This is a genomic window from Nocardiopsis prasina DSM 43845, assembly GCF_000341265.1.
In the GTDB taxonomy this organism is placed as follows: Bacteria; Actinomycetota; Actinomycetes; order Streptosporangiales; family Streptosporangiaceae; genus Nocardiopsis; species Nocardiopsis prasina.
This window is the reverse complement of the sequence record NZ_ANAE01000182.1, coordinates 6,003-20,581: the sequence shown is the minus strand read 5'-3', so window position 1 is coordinate 20,581 and position 14,579 is coordinate 6,003. Positions and strand designations below refer to the sequence as shown.

Sequence of the window (14,579 nt, the reverse complement as noted above, 5' to 3'; positions counted from 1 at the left end):
GTCGTCCGCCCAGCCGTCGTCGTCGTTGAAGGACTCGTCCTTCTTCGGCCAGCTCTGCGGGTGATTGTCGGCCTGCTTGGGGACGAGCTGGATGGAACCGTAGGCGCAGGAGCTCTGCCCGGGCGGGGTCATGCACAGCTCGGAGCCGTCGTTCTGGACGTCCCAGTCCTCGGGGGTGTCGATCCGCACGCCCATCACGTCGGCGTTCTCGAACCCCTCCGGGCCGGGCGGCTCGATCGCGGGCATCATGCCGCTCTCGCCGCGCTGTAGTTCGAGCTCTCCGGGGGCGTCCTCGGAACCGCAGGCGGTGAGCGCCAGCAGGGCCGTCGCCGCGACCGCGGCGACACGACCGCCCCTCAACCGGTCCCGAACCAGGTCCGTCGTGCCCGCCATTGTGCGTTCCGCCCTTCTCATACGGTCCCCGAACTCGCGTCCGACAGATCGGAGCACAGTCGACCATAGCGCCCCCGACACACCCTCCGCGCCGGACCACCTCCCCTACTACTCTGGGTCCATGGTGGACCTCGCGAAGATCACTGAGCCCTTGTCCCTCAACCGGTTCGGGGCCCGACCCCGGGGACCGTTGGTCCTGGAGCTGGACCTCACGGAGGGTGTCGCCGACGAGGCGCCGGGCGACCCTCTCAGCCAGATCATGAACAGGCGCAAGCAGCACTACCTGGAGGTGCTGGAGGGCATCCGCAGAGGTGCCCGGGACCCGGAGGTGGGCGGGCTGGTCGTGCGCGTGGACGCCCGCTCGCTGGGGATCGCGAAGATCCAGGAGCTGCGCGACACCGTGGCCGACTTCCGCGCCACAGGCAAGCCCGCCGTGGCCTGGGCTGACACCTTCGGGGAGGCCGGGGACGGCAACCTGCCCTACTACCTGGCCACCGCCTTCTCCCGGGTGGTTCTCTCCCCCACCGGCCTGGTGGGGCTGAGCGGCCTGATGTCGCGCACCACGTTCCTCAAGGGCGCCCTGGACAAGCTCGACGTCACGTTCGAGGCCGGGGCGCGCCACGAGTACAAGAACGCGATCAACCCGTACACGCAGACGGGGTACACCGACGCCCACCGTGAGGCGGCGGGACGGCTCGTGGCGTCGATGAACGACCAGATCGTCGCGGCGGTCGCCGAGAGCCGCGGGCTCTCCGAGGAGCGTGTCCGGGAGCTCGTGGCCACCGCGCCGATCCTGGGCCAGGAGGCGCTGGACGCCGGGCTCGTCGACCAGCTCGCCTACCGCGACGAGGTGTACGCCGAACTCAACGCCGAGGTGCGGGCCAAGGCCGAGGGCTCCCCCGAACCCGCCCTCCAGTTCGTCACCCGGTACCACCGCAGGCACGTCCCGCCGCCCCGGCCGCGGTTCGCCGACAACGGCGACCACATCGCCCTGATCTCCGCCAACGGCGGCATCAACCTGGGGAAGAGCCGCCGTTCACCGCTGGGCGGCACCGTGATGGGTTCGGACACCGTCTGCGCCGCCTTCCGCGCCGCCCGCCAGGACCCCCGGGTCCGGGCCGTGGTGTTCCGGGTGGACAGCCCCGGCGGTTCCGCCATCGCCTCGGACCTGATCCGCCGGGAGAGCCAGCTGACCCGCGAAGCGGGCAAGCCGGTCGTCACGACCATGGGCGACGTCGCCGGGTCGGGCGGCTACTACGTCGCCATGGGGTCGGACGCGATCGTGGCCCAGCCCGCCACCATCACCGGGTCCATCGGCGTGCTGATCGGCAAGCCGGTCATGGGCGCGCTCCGGGAGCGGTTCGGGATCACCTCCGACTCCGTGAGCGAGGGCCCGCACGCGGGCATGTTCGACACCCTGACGGGGTTCAGCGACTCCGAGTGGGAGCGGATCAACACGCTCCTGGACACCATCTACGAGGACTTCGTGGCCAAGGCCGCCGCCGCGCGGGGACGTACCTGGGACGAGATCCACGCGGTCGCCAAGGGCCGGATCTGGACCGGGGCGGACGCCCTGGAGAACGGCCTGGTGGACGAGTTGGGCGGGGTGGAGACGGCGGTCCGGCTGGCCCGCGCCAAGGTGGGGGCCGGGGCGCTCCCGGTGCGTGTGTTCCCCCGTGCGCACCCGCTGGACCGGCTCCGCCAGCACGAGTCCAGCGACGACGTGGCCTCCGCCGAACCGCAGACGGTGTTGAGCGCCTGGGGCCCGCTGGAGCACCTGGCGGCCCGGCTGGGGCTGCCCGCCTCCGGTCCGCTGAGCATGCCCGGCTCGTGGGAGATCCGTTGAGCGTTCCGAGCGGCGCCTACCTGGAGGCGATGGCGCTGCTGCCGACCGGCGTGACCGTGGTGACCGTCGCGGACGGCCGCGACGACATCGGGGCGACGGTGAGCGCCCTGGTGTCGATCTCCACGGACCCGCCGGTGGTGATGTTGAGCGTGGCCGGGGAGGGCTACGTGGCCGAGGTGGTGGAGGAGGTGGGCGCGTTCGCGGTGAGCGTGCTCGCCGCCGACCAGCGCGCGGTGGCGGGACGGTTCGCCGCCGAGGGCCGCCCGAGCGCCCGACACCTGGTGTCGGGGCTGTCCCACCACCGGGGCGGGCACACCGGCGCGATCGTGTTGGACGACGCGCTGGCCGCGCTGGAGTGTTCGGTGCGCCAGCGCGTGGAGGTCGGCGACCACGTGGTGTTCTTCGCCGACGTGGTGGGCCTGCCCGAGGTGGGCGCGCGGCGGCGTGGTCCGGCGATGGTCCGCTGGGACGGTCGGTACCACGCCCTGGGCTGAGGCCCCCGCAGGCACATGAGGGCCCCGCGGACACATGAGGGCCCCGGAACCGTCGCCCGGTTCCGGGGCCCCGTTGTGTCAGCGGGCGGGTCAGACCAGGCCCTGCTCCTCCAGCCACTCCTGGGCGACGTCGGCGGCGTTCTCGTTACCGACCACGACGCGCTCGTTGAGCCGGGTGAGCTCCTCCGTCGTCAGCGCCTCGGAGACGGCGTTGAGGGCGCCCCTCGCGGTGTCGTCGACCTGCTCGGCGTTGATGAGCGGGGTGATGTTCTGCGAACCGAAGAGGTTCTCCGGGTCCTCCAGGACCACCAGGTCCTCCACCTCGATCTGCGGATCGGTCGTGAAGAGGTTGGCCGCCTGGATGTCACCGTCCTGAAGCGCCTTGGTCAACAGCGCGACCTCCAGCGAGCGGAACTCGGCGAACTCGATCCCGTAGACCGACTCCAGGCCCACCACGCCCTGGTGGCGGGTCTCGAACTCGGGCGGCCCGCCCAGCACCAGCTCGTCGGCCACGTCGGCCAGGTCGGTGAGGCTGGTCAGGTCGTGCTCCTCGGCCACCTCTCTGGTGACGGTGACCGAGTCCTTGTTCTCGGCGCTGGAGGAGTCCAGGATCTCCAGCCCCTCCGGCAGGGCCTCCTCGACCAGGGCGTTGGTCTCCTCGGCGTCGGCGCTGGGCGCGTCGTCGTCGAGGTAGGCCAGGGTCGCCCCGTTGTACTCGGGGAAGACCGAGAGGTTGCCCGACTCGATCTGCGAGTAGTACACCTCGCGGCTGCCGATGTTGAGCTGGTACTCGACGTCGACGCCCTCGGCCGCCATGGCCCGGCCGTACAGCTCGGCGAGCAGGGTGCTCTCGGGGAAGTCGGCTGAGCCGATGACGACCGTGCCCGACTCGGCGCCTCCGCCGCCGTCCTCCTCGTAGGGGTCGCTGCCACCGCACGCGCTGAGGAGCAACACCAGGGGTAGCCCGATGAGGGCGAGCTTCTTGTGCATGTCCGAACCTTCTCTCTGGGGAGTCCTACTTGACAGGCGGTGCCCGAAGACCGCCCGGTCAGCGCGCCACCGCGGATTCGGCACGCAGTCCGGGAGCGACGAGGACCCGTCGCAGCCCGGCGAACAGGAGCGTGGTGGCCACGGCCAGCGCCACCACGAGCAGGGAGCCGCCCAGCATCATCGTCAGGTCCTGGCGGGCCTGGCCGTCGACGATGTAACGTCCCAGGCCGCCCACTCCCACGTAGGCTGCGATGGTGGCGGTGGCCACCACCTGGACGGCGGCGGTGCGCATCCCGATGAGGATGAGCGGCGTGGCCACCGGGAGTTCGAGTTTGAACAGGACCTCGCGACCGCGCATGCCCATGCCCAGGGCGGCGTCCCTGAGCCGGGGTTCGACGGCCCGGACCCCCTCGTGGGTGTTGACGAGGATGGGCGGGACGGCCAGCGCCACCAGTGCGGCGACGACGGGCACCAGGCCGATCCCGGCGGCCAGCACGATCAGGAAGAGCACGCCGATGGTGGGCAGGGCGCGGGCGAAGTTGGCCAGACTCGCGGTGAGGAAGCCGCCCACTCCGGTGTGTCCGGTGAACAGGCCGATCGGCACCGCGATGACGGCGGAGATCAGCAGGCCCAGCAGCGAGTAGTAGACGTGTTCGCCCAGCCGGGCGGGGATACCCGCCGAGCCGCTCCACTGCGCGGGGTCGCTGAACCACGCCACGAGTTCGTTCAGGATGTCCATGGTTACTCCCCCGCCGTGGCTGGGCTCGGGTTCGCGGGCGCGGCGCCCGGGGCGCCGGCGGGTGCGCCGGTGGGCGCGGTGGCCCCGCGGCGCGCTCGTGCGCGCCGTCCGCCGCCCGGCCGTCCGTTGCCGCGCGTCCAGGGGGTGAGCAGGTACTGAGCGATCACCAGCAGGGCGTCGGTGACGAAGGCCAGCAGGACCACCAGCACGATGCCGACCACGATGGGCGCGTCGAACTGGCGGCGGAACCCGTCGCTGAGGATGAGCTGGCCCAATCCGCCCAGGCCCACCAGGGAGGCGACGCTGACCATGCTGATGGTGGCCACTGAGGCCACGCGCAGCCCGGCGATGATCACCGGCACCGCCACCGGCATCTCCACGGTCACCAGGCGTCGGAGCGGGCTGTAGCCGATCGCCACGGCCGCCTGGCGTACGTGGTCGGGGACCTGGCGCAGCCCGTCCACCACGTTGGGCAGCAGGATCACCAGGGTGTACAGGGACAGCGGGATGATCGCGGTCCAGTCACTGAACCCGGTGTAGGGAAGCATGAGGAAGAACAGGGCGATGGACGGCACCGCGTAGAGCACGTTCACGCCGGTGAGCACGGGCGGGTAGACACCGCGCCAGCGCGCGCACGCCAGCCCCAGCGGCACGGCGACGGCCAGCCCGATGAGGATGGACAGGTAGGCCAGGCGCATGTGCTCCAAGAGCCGGGGCCAGATCCCACGGTTGGGCTCGCCCGGGTAGCTCCAGTTGGCCACGCCCCAGTCGGTGACCCGGACGGCCCACTCCCAGGCCCCGACGGCCCAGTTCCCGCCGTCGGCGGCGATCACTCGGACACCGACCAGATCGCGGAGCCGAGGTCGTCCTGGGAGACCACGCCGACGACCCGGCCCTCGTCGTCCACGCCGACGGCGCGGCCGGCGGGCGAGAGCACGGCGGCGTCCAGGGCGGCGCGCAGGGAGTCGACCGCCACGTCGAAGGTGTGGCCGTAGGGCGCCAGGTCCAGCGAGCCGAGCGGCACCCCGGTGGGTGCCCGGTCGAGCTGCGCCGCGCTGACCCACCCTCGGGGCATCCGGTCGGCGTCCACCACGAGGGCCCAGGGTTCGGCGTCCCCTGCGACGACGTCCTTGGCGCGCTCGACGCGGTCCTCGTCGTCGAACACGACGTCCTCACGCAAGGAGAGTCCGCTGGCGGGGAAGAACGAGAGGCGCCGCACGCCCCGGTCGTAGCCGATGAACGACTCCACGAACGCGTCCACGGGCTCGGCCAGCAGGCGTTTCGGGGAGTCGTACTGGGCGAGTTCGCCGCCGGGGCGGAAGACCGCGATCCGGTCCCCGAGGCGCACGGCCTCGTCGATGTCGTGGGTGACGAACACGATCGTCTTGTTCAGTTCCTGCTGGAGTCGGATCAGCTCGTCCTGGAGGCTGGTGCGCACGACCGGGTCGACGGCGCTGAACGGCTCGTCCATGAGCAGGATCGGCGGGTCGGCGGCGAGGGCGCGGGCGACGCCCACCCTCTGCTGCTGGCCGCCGGAGAGCTGGTGCGGGTAGCGCTTGGCCTGGGCGGGTTCGAGGCCGACCAGTTCCATGAGCTCGGCCGCTCGTGCGCGAGCCTTGGTGCGCCGCCATCCCAGGAGCAGTGGCACCGTGGCGATGTTGTCCAGGACGGTGCGGTGCGGGAAGAGCCCCGCCTGCTGGATGACGTAGCCGATGGAGCGGCGCAGCTGGGCCGGGTCCTGTTCACGGATGTCCGCGCCGTCGACACGGATGGTTCCGGCGGTGGGCTCGACCATGCGGTTGATCATCCGCAGGGAGGTCGTCTTGCCGCTGCCGGAGGGTCCGACGAAGACCGTGGTCCCGCCGGACTCCACGGTCAGGTCCAGACTGGCGACGGCGACCGTGCCGTCTGGATAGGTCTTGGCGGCGCCCTCGAATGTGATCATCGCGGGGTCGTCTCCGTTCGGGGGCCGGTTGGGTTACCGCGGGGAGCCGCGCAGGTACGCGGCCTTCCCCTGAGCTTGGGGACCAAACGGGTTGAATCGGGCACCGTGACCGGACCGCGACCCCGGTCGGTCCCTGGGCGTGCCGGGAAGGGTACCCGAGGCCAGGAGGTGGTTGAACAGACGACACGCCGCCCGGTTTCGAACATGAGTATGGCCCGGCACACCTCACGCGCCGGTCGGGCTCAGCCCTGGTCGGAGATCCAGTCGGAGAGCTGGTGGAGGTCGTCCACGACCACGTCGGCCCGTTCGGCGTCGGGGGTGGCCGCGTGGCGGTACCCGTAGATGCCCCGGCGCAGCAGGGCGGTGCGCATTCCGGCGCGGCGGGCGGGGAGGACGTCGTTGTCGACGCGGTCGCCGACATAGAGGATCTCCCCCGCGGTCACACCCGGGCGCACGCGGTCGGCCAGTTCCAGGACGCGGTCGAAGAACTCGGGCTCGGGTTTCTGCGTGCCCCACACATCGGAGATGCCGATGCCGTCGACACCCAGACCCATGGCGTCCAGGGTCGGACCGGCCTCGGGCGGCTGGTTGCCCGCGATCACCAGGGACAGCCCGGCCTCGTTCATGGTCTTGAAGGCGGGGCGGACGTCGGAGTAGAGGTCGCGCTCGTCGAAGTGCTCGCGGGCGCCCTCGGGGTCCTCGGCCCGCCAGCGGGCGCTCTCGGCCTCCAGGTCGAATCCGGGCACGAGCAGCCGAAAGCCGTCGGTGAGCGTGCCGCCGGAGGCGATCACCGCACCGATGGTGCCGAAGAACGCCATGTGCGGGATCGCGAACCGGTCCGCCCAGCGCGCGAAGATCCGCGTCTCGTCGATGAGCGTCTCGCCGACGTCGAACACCACAGTACGAATTGCCACGGTTAGGGAGTGTACAAGGCGTTCTCCGGCACGGGCCCGGGCCGGAGCGGCCCGGGCCCGCGACGCACGGGGCTCAGGTGCCGGGCGGGCGCAGCACGGCGAAGGCGTCGGTGACCTCCAGTTCGCGCGCCCGGAAGCGGAAGAGCGCCGCGGGCCGACCGCCCGAGCGGCCGGAGGGCACCGAGCGACCGGTCTCCTCGATCTGGCCGCGCCGGAGCAGGACCCGGCGCAGGTTGGTGGCGGCCACGTCGTGCCCGAGGGCGGCCCGGTAGTGGGCCGACAGCTCCGACATCGTGAACTCCGGCGGAGCCAGGGCGAACCCCAGGTTGGTGTAACTGAGCTTGGAGCGCAGTCGTCGGCGACCCGAGAGGACGATGGAGGCGTGGTCGAAGGCCATCGGGGGCAGGTCGGCGGCGGGGTGCCAGTCGGTGTCGGCCGGAACCACCGGGTCGATGTGCGCCGGGACCAGCCCCAGGTAGGCGGTGGCCAGGGTGCGACGCTGGGGGTCGCGGTCGGGATCGCTGCGGGTCTCCAGCTGTTCCATGTGGCTCAGGTCCCGGACGTCGACCTTCTGCGCGAGCTGTCGGCGGATCGAGGCGCCCAGGCTCTCGTCGGCGCCGAGCCGGCCGCCGGGCAGCGCCCACTCGCCCTCACAGGGCGGGAGGGCCCGCCGCCACAGCAGGACGCACAGTTCGCCCGAGCGGATCTGGAGGACGACCGCGATCGCCTCGTGCGCCGAGAGCACCGCGGCCCCTCCCCCCCGCTCGGGGTCGGCCGTCGCGGTCGGGCCCGCCGCGGCCACCATGGCTTGTCCGTTTGCTTCCGGGATATCCACCCTGTCCCTTCCGTTCCACGCCATGTTAAGCTTCACCAGGTTTGTGCCTGGCAGACAAAAACTTGGTCGGCGCACTCATCTCCCCTGGCACGGCGCCCGCACGGCGTGCCCACAGCCTCAAGGAAGTAGTAGGACATGGCATCGGTCACCGCGACGGCGGACACCATGACCAGGCAGGAGTGGGCCACCGAGGTCCGCCGCCTGGCAGAGGAGCGCGACGCTGTCATCCTCGCGCACAACTACCAGCGCCCGGAAATCCAGGACGTCGCCCACCACACCGGCGACTCCCTGGCGCTCTCCCGGCTGGCCGCGAGCGTGGACGCCAGCACCATCGTCTTCTGCGGCGTGCACTTCATGGCCGAGACGGCCAAGATCCTCGCACCGGAGAAGACCATCCTGCTGCCCGATCCCAACGCGGGGTGCTCGCTCGCCGACACCATCACCGCCGAGGACGTGCGCGCCTGGAAGGCCGAGCACCCCGGTGCGGTCGTGGTCGCCTACGTCAACACCACGGCGGCGGTCAAGGCCGAGACCGACATCTGCTGCACCTCCTCCAACGCCGCCGACGTCATCCGGTCCATCCCGGAGGACAAGGAGATCCTCTTCCTCCCGGACCAGTTCCTGGGTGCCCACGTCAAGCGGGTCACCGGCCGCGAGAACATCCACATCTGGATGGGCGAGTGCCACGTGCACGCCGGGATCGACGGCCACACGCTGCGCGAACGGGTCGCGTCCGAACCCGACGCCGAGGTGTACGTCCACCCCGAGTGCGGCTGCGCGACCTCCGCGCTCTACCTCGTGGGCAGCGGCGCGGTGCCGGAGGAGCGCGTCAAGGTCCTCTCCACCGGCGGGATGCTGAGCGCCGCCGAGAACACCACCGCCAAGAAGGTGCTCATCGCCACCGAGACCGGCATGCTGCACCAGCTGCGCAACGCCAACTCCACCACGGAGTTCGAGGCGGTCAACTCCCGCGCCGAGTGCCACTACATGAAGATGATCGACGCGGACAAGCTGCTGAACTCACTCCGCCACGGCACCACCGAGATCCACGTGGACCCCGGGACCGCCGAGCGGGCACGTCGTTCGGTGGAGCGCATGGTCGCCATCGGCCAGCCCTCCCGGGGCGGCGAGTAAGGGGCACGTGGGTGCGGTCGGCGGCGCCCGGCGAGTGACGCCGTGGGCGCGTGGACGGTAACAGAAGTCTCACCTTCCAGCCACAGCTGATCTATTTGCCCACACCAGACGCCTCCCCTCGCTAGCGTCACCTCAGGAGCGGGGGGAGAATCGTGACCAGAGGTAACGAAACAGGCGTACCGACGACCGACGCCGTCGAGGGGCTGCACGACGCGTTCGCGCAGCCGCTCTTCCGGTACGCGTGGTCTCTGCTGGGCGACCCCGACCAGTACAGCGAGGGCGCCGACCGGCCCGACGAGGACCCCGTCACCGACGCCGTACACGAGGCCCTCGTCGCCGGGGTCGAGCTGGGGACCAGACTCGCCGACCCCGCCGACCGGGGCCCCTGGCTCTTCGCGCTCGTCCGCGCCGCCTGCCAGCGGCGCGGATTCGCGCACACCTGCCCCTACACCCGTCTGGCCACTGTGCCCGCCGAGGCACCGGTCGCGCGGATGTTCTCCCGCCTGCCCGCCAGCCACCGGGAACTCGTCGAGCTGAACCTGCGCCACGCGCTGTCCACCTCGGCCGTCTCCCGGGTGCTGGGACTGGAGCCGAGGATCTGCGGAGAGCTGTCCCGCTCCGCGATCCGCCGGGCAGCGGAGGGTCTGGAGGACCTTCCCGCACCGGAACCCGACGAGGACACCCCGAGCGGCAACTGGCGCACCCAGGTGCACCAGGTCTCCTCCGCGCTGGCCCTGCTGCGCCCGCCCGGGGCGCCGCCCGGTCTGCGCGACCGGGTCGTGCACACCTGCACCTCACCCGACGCGGCCGAGGAACGCGCCCGGATCACCGCCGCCATGCAACCGCTCACAGCGGACGGCTACCCGGTCCACCGCTCGCGGCCGCCCGGCGACCCGGTGGTCGAGGCCACGGAGGACGGCGGTCCCGTCGAGGTCCCGCTCCCCCGGGCTCTGCCCCGCGACCTCGTGATGACCGCCGACCACCCCGTGCGCGACGACGCGCGCTCACCGCTGCCCTCCCCCGACCACGACCCGCACGGCGAGATCACCGAGGCAGGACGCAGACGCTGGCCGCTGCCCGCGATCTCCGGGCTGGCCACGGTCGTGGTGGCGTTGGGGCTGTGGTGGTGGGCCAGTTCGGTGGGCGGCCCCACCACCATGATCGACTCGGGCCCGGCGCTACCGGGGCAGCGTCCGGGCCTGTCCGAGGTGGAGGCGGTCTCCACCGCCTCCGACGGCAAGCCGGGGACCGAGCCGACCTCGGCCACCGCGGCCGGGGACGCGAGCACCGAGGCCCCCGGGACGGACACGCCGAAGAGCGACGGCCCCAGCGGCAGCCCGGACGGTCCGCAGGACGAGGGCGACGGCGAGGGACAGCCCCGGGAGGGACACGGCGGCGAGGGCCCGGAATCCCCCGGGGAGGCTCCGGGCGCACCCGAGCCCCCGGAGGAGCAGCCCGACCCCGGTCAGGGCGAGGACGACGAGGAGCCGCCCGGAAACGGCGGCGGGGCCCCGGGGAACAGCTCCCCCGGCCTGCTCGGAGACCTGCTGGGGCTGCTGTTCGGGAACGGACAGAGCGAGGCGGGCGAACCGGCCGAGTAACCGCCCGGAACCGCGGTCCGCACCGGCGTCACGTCGCGGGGCCGCGGGGAGGCGGAGGCGTCAGAAGGAGGAGAGCAGGCGGTCGGCGGCGACCTGGAGACGCCTCTCGACCTCGTCGACGTCACGGCGTCCCTTGAGGATCTCCACCAGCTCGAAGATCCACACGCTGGTGAGCGCGCCGACCAGGACGTACCCGGTGCTGTCGCGGTCCACGTCACCGCCGGCCTCGTCCTCCCCGGCCCCGTCGGTGGTGTCCGCGCCCTCCAGGTTGCCGGTGGCCACCCTCCACACGAGGTCGCTGATGCGTACGTCCAGCTCGATCTTGACCTCGGCCATGATCAGGGACCGCACCAGGGCGTCGGCCAGCTCCGGCTCGCGCATGAGGCCGCGCGTGGCGCGGAGCAGGACGTCGACCGCCCGGCCAGAGGGGCTGTCCGCGATGGGCGGGCGGCGGACGATACCGCCCTCCAGGAGGTCGAGCTCCTCGGTGACCACGGCCACGACCAGGTCCATCTTGGAGGGGAAGTAACGGTAGAGCGTGCCCAGGGCGACGCCCGCGCGTTCGGCGACCGAACGCATCTGCATGGCCTCCACGCCGCCGCGCACCGCCAGGGCGGCCGCGGTCTGGACGATGCGCCGACGACGCTGGGTCTGACTCCGTGTCATCGTTCCGATCGGTGCCTGCACCGCCACAGGGTCTCTCCCATTCGTCATCGGTCCGCGTCGCCGAGGTGCGACGGCCCGAGGGTCAGCCGAGCACGGTGGACCCGCGCCCGGCGACACCGGCTCACGAGAACACGTTATCCAACGAATTCCCTTGATCACAGCGCCTGGAACCCATGATCCTCGCCTCATAGCCCGACGTGACAGAGGTAATACGAGAGCTTGGCCGGAACTTTCAGGACGACACCCCGACCTTTGTAGAATATGTTCTATTTTGTCGGCCCAAAACGCGGCGGCCCGCACCCGGACCCCGGAGGCACCCACCGCCCGCACGACCCGAACGACCCTTCCCTAGAATCGAACCAGATTCGGTTTCCAGTGGAGAGGTCGGCCAGGGATGCGCGTGGTTCCCCCAGTGGAGGACCTGGGCGAGGGGTTGTGGAGCATCCCCGTGCCGGTCCCCCACAACCCCATCGGGTTCACCTACGTCTACGCCCTCGACACTCCGGTCGGCCCCGTCCTCGTCGACACCGGCTGGGACCACGACGACTCCTGGGACGCCCTGGTCAGCGGCCTCCACCAGGCAGGACACCGGGTGGACGAGGTCCGGGGCGCCGTCGTCACCCACTTCCACGCCGACCACTCCGGACTCATCGGCCGCCTGCGCGAGGCCTCCGACGCCTGGATCGCCATGCACCCCGCCGACGCCGGGATCCTGCGCCGCCAGGAGGAGCTCACCGACGACCAGCGTGCCGCCTCCGTCATCGAACAGATGGTCCGAGCGGGCTTCCCCGACCAGGACGTCGAGGCGTTCCGCGCCTCGCCCACGGTCTTCCGGCCGCCCGCCCCACCCGACACCGCCCTCGACGACGGCCAGCGCGTCGACGTCCCCGGCCTGGACCTGCGCGCCGTGTGGACCCCCGGCCACACGCCCGGCCACCTGTGCCTCCACCTGGCCGGACGCGAACTCCTCTTCACCGGCGACCACGTCCTGCCGCGCATCACCCCGCACGTGGGCCAGTTCCCCCTGGACTCCGCCGAGGGCGACCCGCTCGGCGACTTCCTCGCCTCCCAGGCGAGGATCGGCGGCCTGCCCGGGGCCGATCGACTCCTGTGTCTTCCCTCACACGAGACGCGCTTCTCCGGTGTGAGCGAGCGCGCGCGGGAGATCGTCGACCACCACGAGGAGCGCCTGGACCTCATGGTCCGTCTGGTGGAGCAGGGCCCCACCACCCTCTGGGAACTCACGTCACGTCTGGGGTGGCGGCGCCCCTGGGCGGACATGCGACCACTGGCCCGGCACATGGCCGCCTCCGAGACCGCGGCGCACCTTCGGCTGCTGGAGGAGCGCGGCCGCGTCGTCCGCGAGGGCACGCCACACCGGCCCCGCTGGGCCAACGTCACCCCGGGGACGACGCCCCGAATATGATCCCCTGTACCTGATGCCCGGCGCCGACCCCGAGTGAACTCGCGAGTAACATATGGGGGCGCGCAGCATCCCGGCAGCCGCCCACCAGCAGCTCCGGCCAGAACCGGGACACCGACGGCGGCGACCGGGCACGCGATCCAACGAAGAGGTGGACTCTTGACCCAGTCGGGCACCAGCACGGGACCGACCCCACGGCCCTCCGGCGACCGCCCCCTGCGCGTCGCCCTCCTGTCGTACCGCAGCAAACAGCACGTGGGCGGGCAGGGAGTCTACGTCCGCCACCTGTCACGCGAACTGGCCGCGCTCGGTCACGAGGTCACCGTCTTCTCCGGGCAGCCCTACCCCGTCCTCGACGAGGGCGTCACCCTGGAGAAGATCCCCTCCCTCGACCTCTACAACGACGTCAACCCCTTCGTCGCACCGCCCGTGCGCGAGTGGCGCGACTGGATCGACGTCCTGGAGGTCGCCACCATGTGGACCGCCGGGTTCCCGGAGCCACTCACCTACTCGCTGCGCGCCAACCGCGAACTCCGCCGCCGCCTCGACGAGTTCGACGTCGTGCACGACAACCAGACCCTCGGATGGGGCCTGCTCGGCATCAGGTCCGCGGGGCTCCCCCTGGTCACCACCATCCACCACCCCATCAGCGTGGACCGCCGGATCGAGATCGAGGAGGCCCGCGGCCTCCAGAAGCTCTCCAAGCGCCGCTGGTACGGGTTCGTCAGGATGCAGGCGCGGGTGGCCCGACGCCTCGACCCGATCCTGGTCCCCTCCCGGTCCTCCGCCGACGACATCGCCCGCGAGTTCGGCGTCGACCCCGCCACCATGGAGGTCACCCCGCTCGGCGTGGACACCCGCTACTTCCACCCCCGCCCCGAGGTGCACCGCGTCCCCGGCCGGATCGTGTGCACCGCCAGCGCCGACAGCCCGCTCAAGGGGGTCAGCGTGCTGCTGCGCGCCGCAGCCAAGCTCGCCACCGAACGCGACGTCACCCTGAGGATCGTCAGCAAGCCCAAACCCGGCGGCCCCACCGACCAGCTCGTCGACGAACTCGGACTGCGCGACCGCGTGGAGTTCGTCAGCGGCATCGACGACGAGCAGCTGGGCGAACTCGTCTCCAGCGCCCAGATCGCGGTCGTCCCCTCCTTCTACGAGGGCTTCTCCCTGCCCGCCGTGGAGGCCATGGCCTGCGGCACACCCCTCGTCGCCAGCCACGCGGGCGCCCTGCCCGAGGTGGTCGGCACCGACGGTGACGCCGGTCGCCTCATCCCCCCGGGCGACCCCGAACTACTGGCCGCCGAACTCGCCTCCCTGTTCGACGACGACGCGGAACGCGAGCGCATGGGCGCCGCCGCCTGGCGCCGGGTCCAGGAGCGCTTCACCTGGAAGGCCGTGGCCGAACTCACCGCCCAGCGCTACGCCACCACCATCGACGCCGTCAAGGGGACCAGCGCCGGTACCGGAGACGACGACACCCGGCCCGCACCCGTGCGGGCCCGCGCGAACGGCGCCTGACCCCACGACCCGCAGCACCGTCCCTAGGGAGCCTCCACTGATCACCGTCGACTTCAACCTGTTCCCCGTCGGCCCCGGCCA

The 14,579-nt window shown here is 71.7% G+C and carries 13 protein-coding genes and 1 pseudogene; 6 read left to right on the top strand and 8 right to left on the bottom strand.

The annotated features are described in order from the left end of the window. Nucleotides 1-393 (bottom strand): annotated as a pseudogene (locus tag D452_RS0122535) (hypothetical protein); the annotation flags it as partial. Nucleotides 394-514: 121 nt separating this feature from the next. Here D452_RS0122535 and D452_RS0122530 point away from each other — a divergent pair. After that, nucleotides 515-2,239: a S49 family peptidase gene (locus D452_RS0122530; protein WP_017546405.1), complete on the top strand. Its 1,725-nt coding sequence runs from the start codon at nt 515-517 to the stop codon at nt 2,237-2,239. Continuing rightward, nucleotides 2,236-2,733: a flavin reductase family protein gene (locus tag D452_RS0122525; protein WP_017546404.1), complete on the top strand. Its 498-nt coding sequence runs from the start codon at nt 2,236-2,238 to the stop codon at nt 2,731-2,733. Before D452_RS0122530 ends, D452_RS0122525 begins: the two co-directional genes overlap by 4 nt. A gap of 90 nt (nt 2,734-2,823) precedes the next feature. Here the strand turns inward: D452_RS0122525 and D452_RS0122520 are convergent, their stop codons facing one another. From D452_RS0122520 to D452_RS0122495, 6 genes are all read right to left on the bottom strand, one after another. Then, nucleotides 2,824-3,723, bottom strand: coding sequence for an ABC transporter substrate-binding protein (locus tag D452_RS0122520; RefSeq protein ID WP_017546403.1), 900 nt, complete (start codon nt 3,721-3,723; stop codon nt 2,824-2,826). A gap of 58 nt (nt 3,724-3,781) precedes the next feature. Beyond that, nucleotides 3,782-4,462: an ABC transporter permease gene (locus D452_RS0122515; protein ID WP_017546402.1), complete on the bottom strand. Its 681-nt coding sequence runs from the start codon at nt 4,460-4,462 to the stop codon at nt 3,782-3,784. A 2-nt stretch (nt 4,463-4,464) separates the two neighbouring features. After that, a complete protein-coding gene (locus tag D452_RS0122510) occupies nt 4,465-5,295 on the bottom strand; it encodes an ABC transporter permease (RefSeq protein ID WP_017546401.1) in 831 nt (276 codons plus the stop codon). After that, complete coding sequence (locus D452_RS0122505) at nt 5,292-6,407, bottom strand: ATP-binding cassette domain-containing protein (RefSeq protein ID WP_017546400.1); 1,116 nt, start codon at nt 6,405-6,407, stop codon at nt 5,292-5,294. The genes D452_RS0122510 and D452_RS0122505 overlap by 4 nt, the downstream gene beginning before the upstream one ends. Before the next feature lie 242 nt (nt 6,408-6,649). Then, nucleotides 6,650-7,321: an HAD family hydrolase gene (locus D452_RS0122500; protein ID WP_026129585.1), complete on the bottom strand. Its 672-nt coding sequence runs from the start codon at nt 7,319-7,321 to the stop codon at nt 6,650-6,652. A gap of 73 nt (nt 7,322-7,394) precedes the next feature. After that, the gene (locus D452_RS0122495; protein WP_017546398.1) at nt 7,395-8,126 is read right to left on the bottom strand and encodes an NUDIX hydrolase; all 732 of its coding nucleotides are present in this window, start codon (nt 8,124-8,126) and stop codon (nt 7,395-7,397) included. Between the two features lie 165 nt (nt 8,127-8,291). On the opposite strand from D452_RS0122495, the gene nadA reads away from it, so the two are divergent. Together nadA and D452_RS0122485 are read left to right on the top strand one after the other, a co-directional pair. Next, the gene (nadA, locus tag D452_RS0122490) at nt 8,292-9,290 is read left to right on the top strand and encodes a quinolinate synthase NadA (RefSeq protein ID WP_017546397.1); all 999 of its coding nucleotides are present in this window, start codon (nt 8,292-8,294) and stop codon (nt 9,288-9,290) included. A 152-nt stretch (nt 9,291-9,442) separates the two neighbouring features. Next, complete coding sequence (locus tag D452_RS0122485; protein WP_026129583.1) at nt 9,443-10,891, top strand: sigma-70 family RNA polymerase sigma factor; 1,449 nt, start codon at nt 9,443-9,445, stop codon at nt 10,889-10,891. Nucleotides 10,892-10,951: 60 nt separating this feature from the next. Here the strand turns inward: D452_RS0122485 and D452_RS0122480 are convergent, their stop codons facing one another. Further along, nucleotides 10,952-11,584: a TetR family transcriptional regulator gene (locus D452_RS0122480; RefSeq protein WP_017546396.1), complete on the bottom strand. Its 633-nt coding sequence runs from the start codon at nt 11,582-11,584 to the stop codon at nt 10,952-10,954. A gap of 367 nt (nt 11,585-11,951) precedes the next feature. On the opposite strand from D452_RS0122480, the gene D452_RS0122475 reads away from it, so the two are divergent. Both D452_RS0122475 and D452_RS0122470 read left to right on the top strand, forming a co-directional pair. After that, on the top strand, nt 11,952-12,983 hold the full coding sequence (locus tag D452_RS0122475; RefSeq protein ID WP_040694621.1) for an MBL fold metallo-hydrolase: 1,032 nt from the start codon (nt 11,952-11,954) through the stop codon (nt 12,981-12,983). Nucleotides 12,984-13,139: 156 nt separating this feature from the next. Next, nucleotides 13,140-14,498, top strand: a complete 1,359-nt coding sequence (locus tag D452_RS0122470) for a glycosyltransferase family 4 protein (RefSeq protein WP_017546394.1) — start codon at nt 13,140-13,142, stop codon at nt 14,496-14,498. Nucleotides 14,499-14,579: the final 81 nt, after the last annotated feature.

Excerpts from the sequence above, each read along its gene's own strand:
- D452_RS0122530 (WP_017546405.1), top strand. The coding sequence starts at position 515 with ATGGTGGACCTCGCGAAGATCACTGAGCCCTTGTCCCTCAACCGGTTC.
- D452_RS0122520 (WP_017546403.1), bottom strand. The coding sequence starts at position 3,723 with ATGCACAAGAAGCTCGCCCTCATCGGGCTACCCCTGGTGTTGCTCCTC.
- D452_RS0122515 (WP_017546402.1), bottom strand. The coding sequence starts at position 4,462 with ATGGACATCCTGAACGAACTCGTGGCGTGGTTCAGCGACCCCGCGCAG.
- D452_RS0122505 (WP_017546400.1), bottom strand. The coding sequence starts at position 6,407 with ATGATCACATTCGAGGGCGCCGCCAAGACCTATCCAGACGGCACGGTC.
- D452_RS0122495 (WP_017546398.1), bottom strand. The coding sequence starts at position 8,126 with ATGGTGGCCGCGGCGGGCCCGACCGCGACGGCCGACCCCGAGCGGGGG.
- nadA (WP_017546397.1), top strand. The coding sequence starts at position 8,292 with ATGGCATCGGTCACCGCGACGGCGGACACCATGACCAGGCAGGAGTGG.
- D452_RS0122475 (WP_040694621.1), top strand. The coding sequence starts at position 11,952 with ATGCGCGTGGTTCCCCCAGTGGAGGACCTGGGCGAGGGGTTGTGGAGC.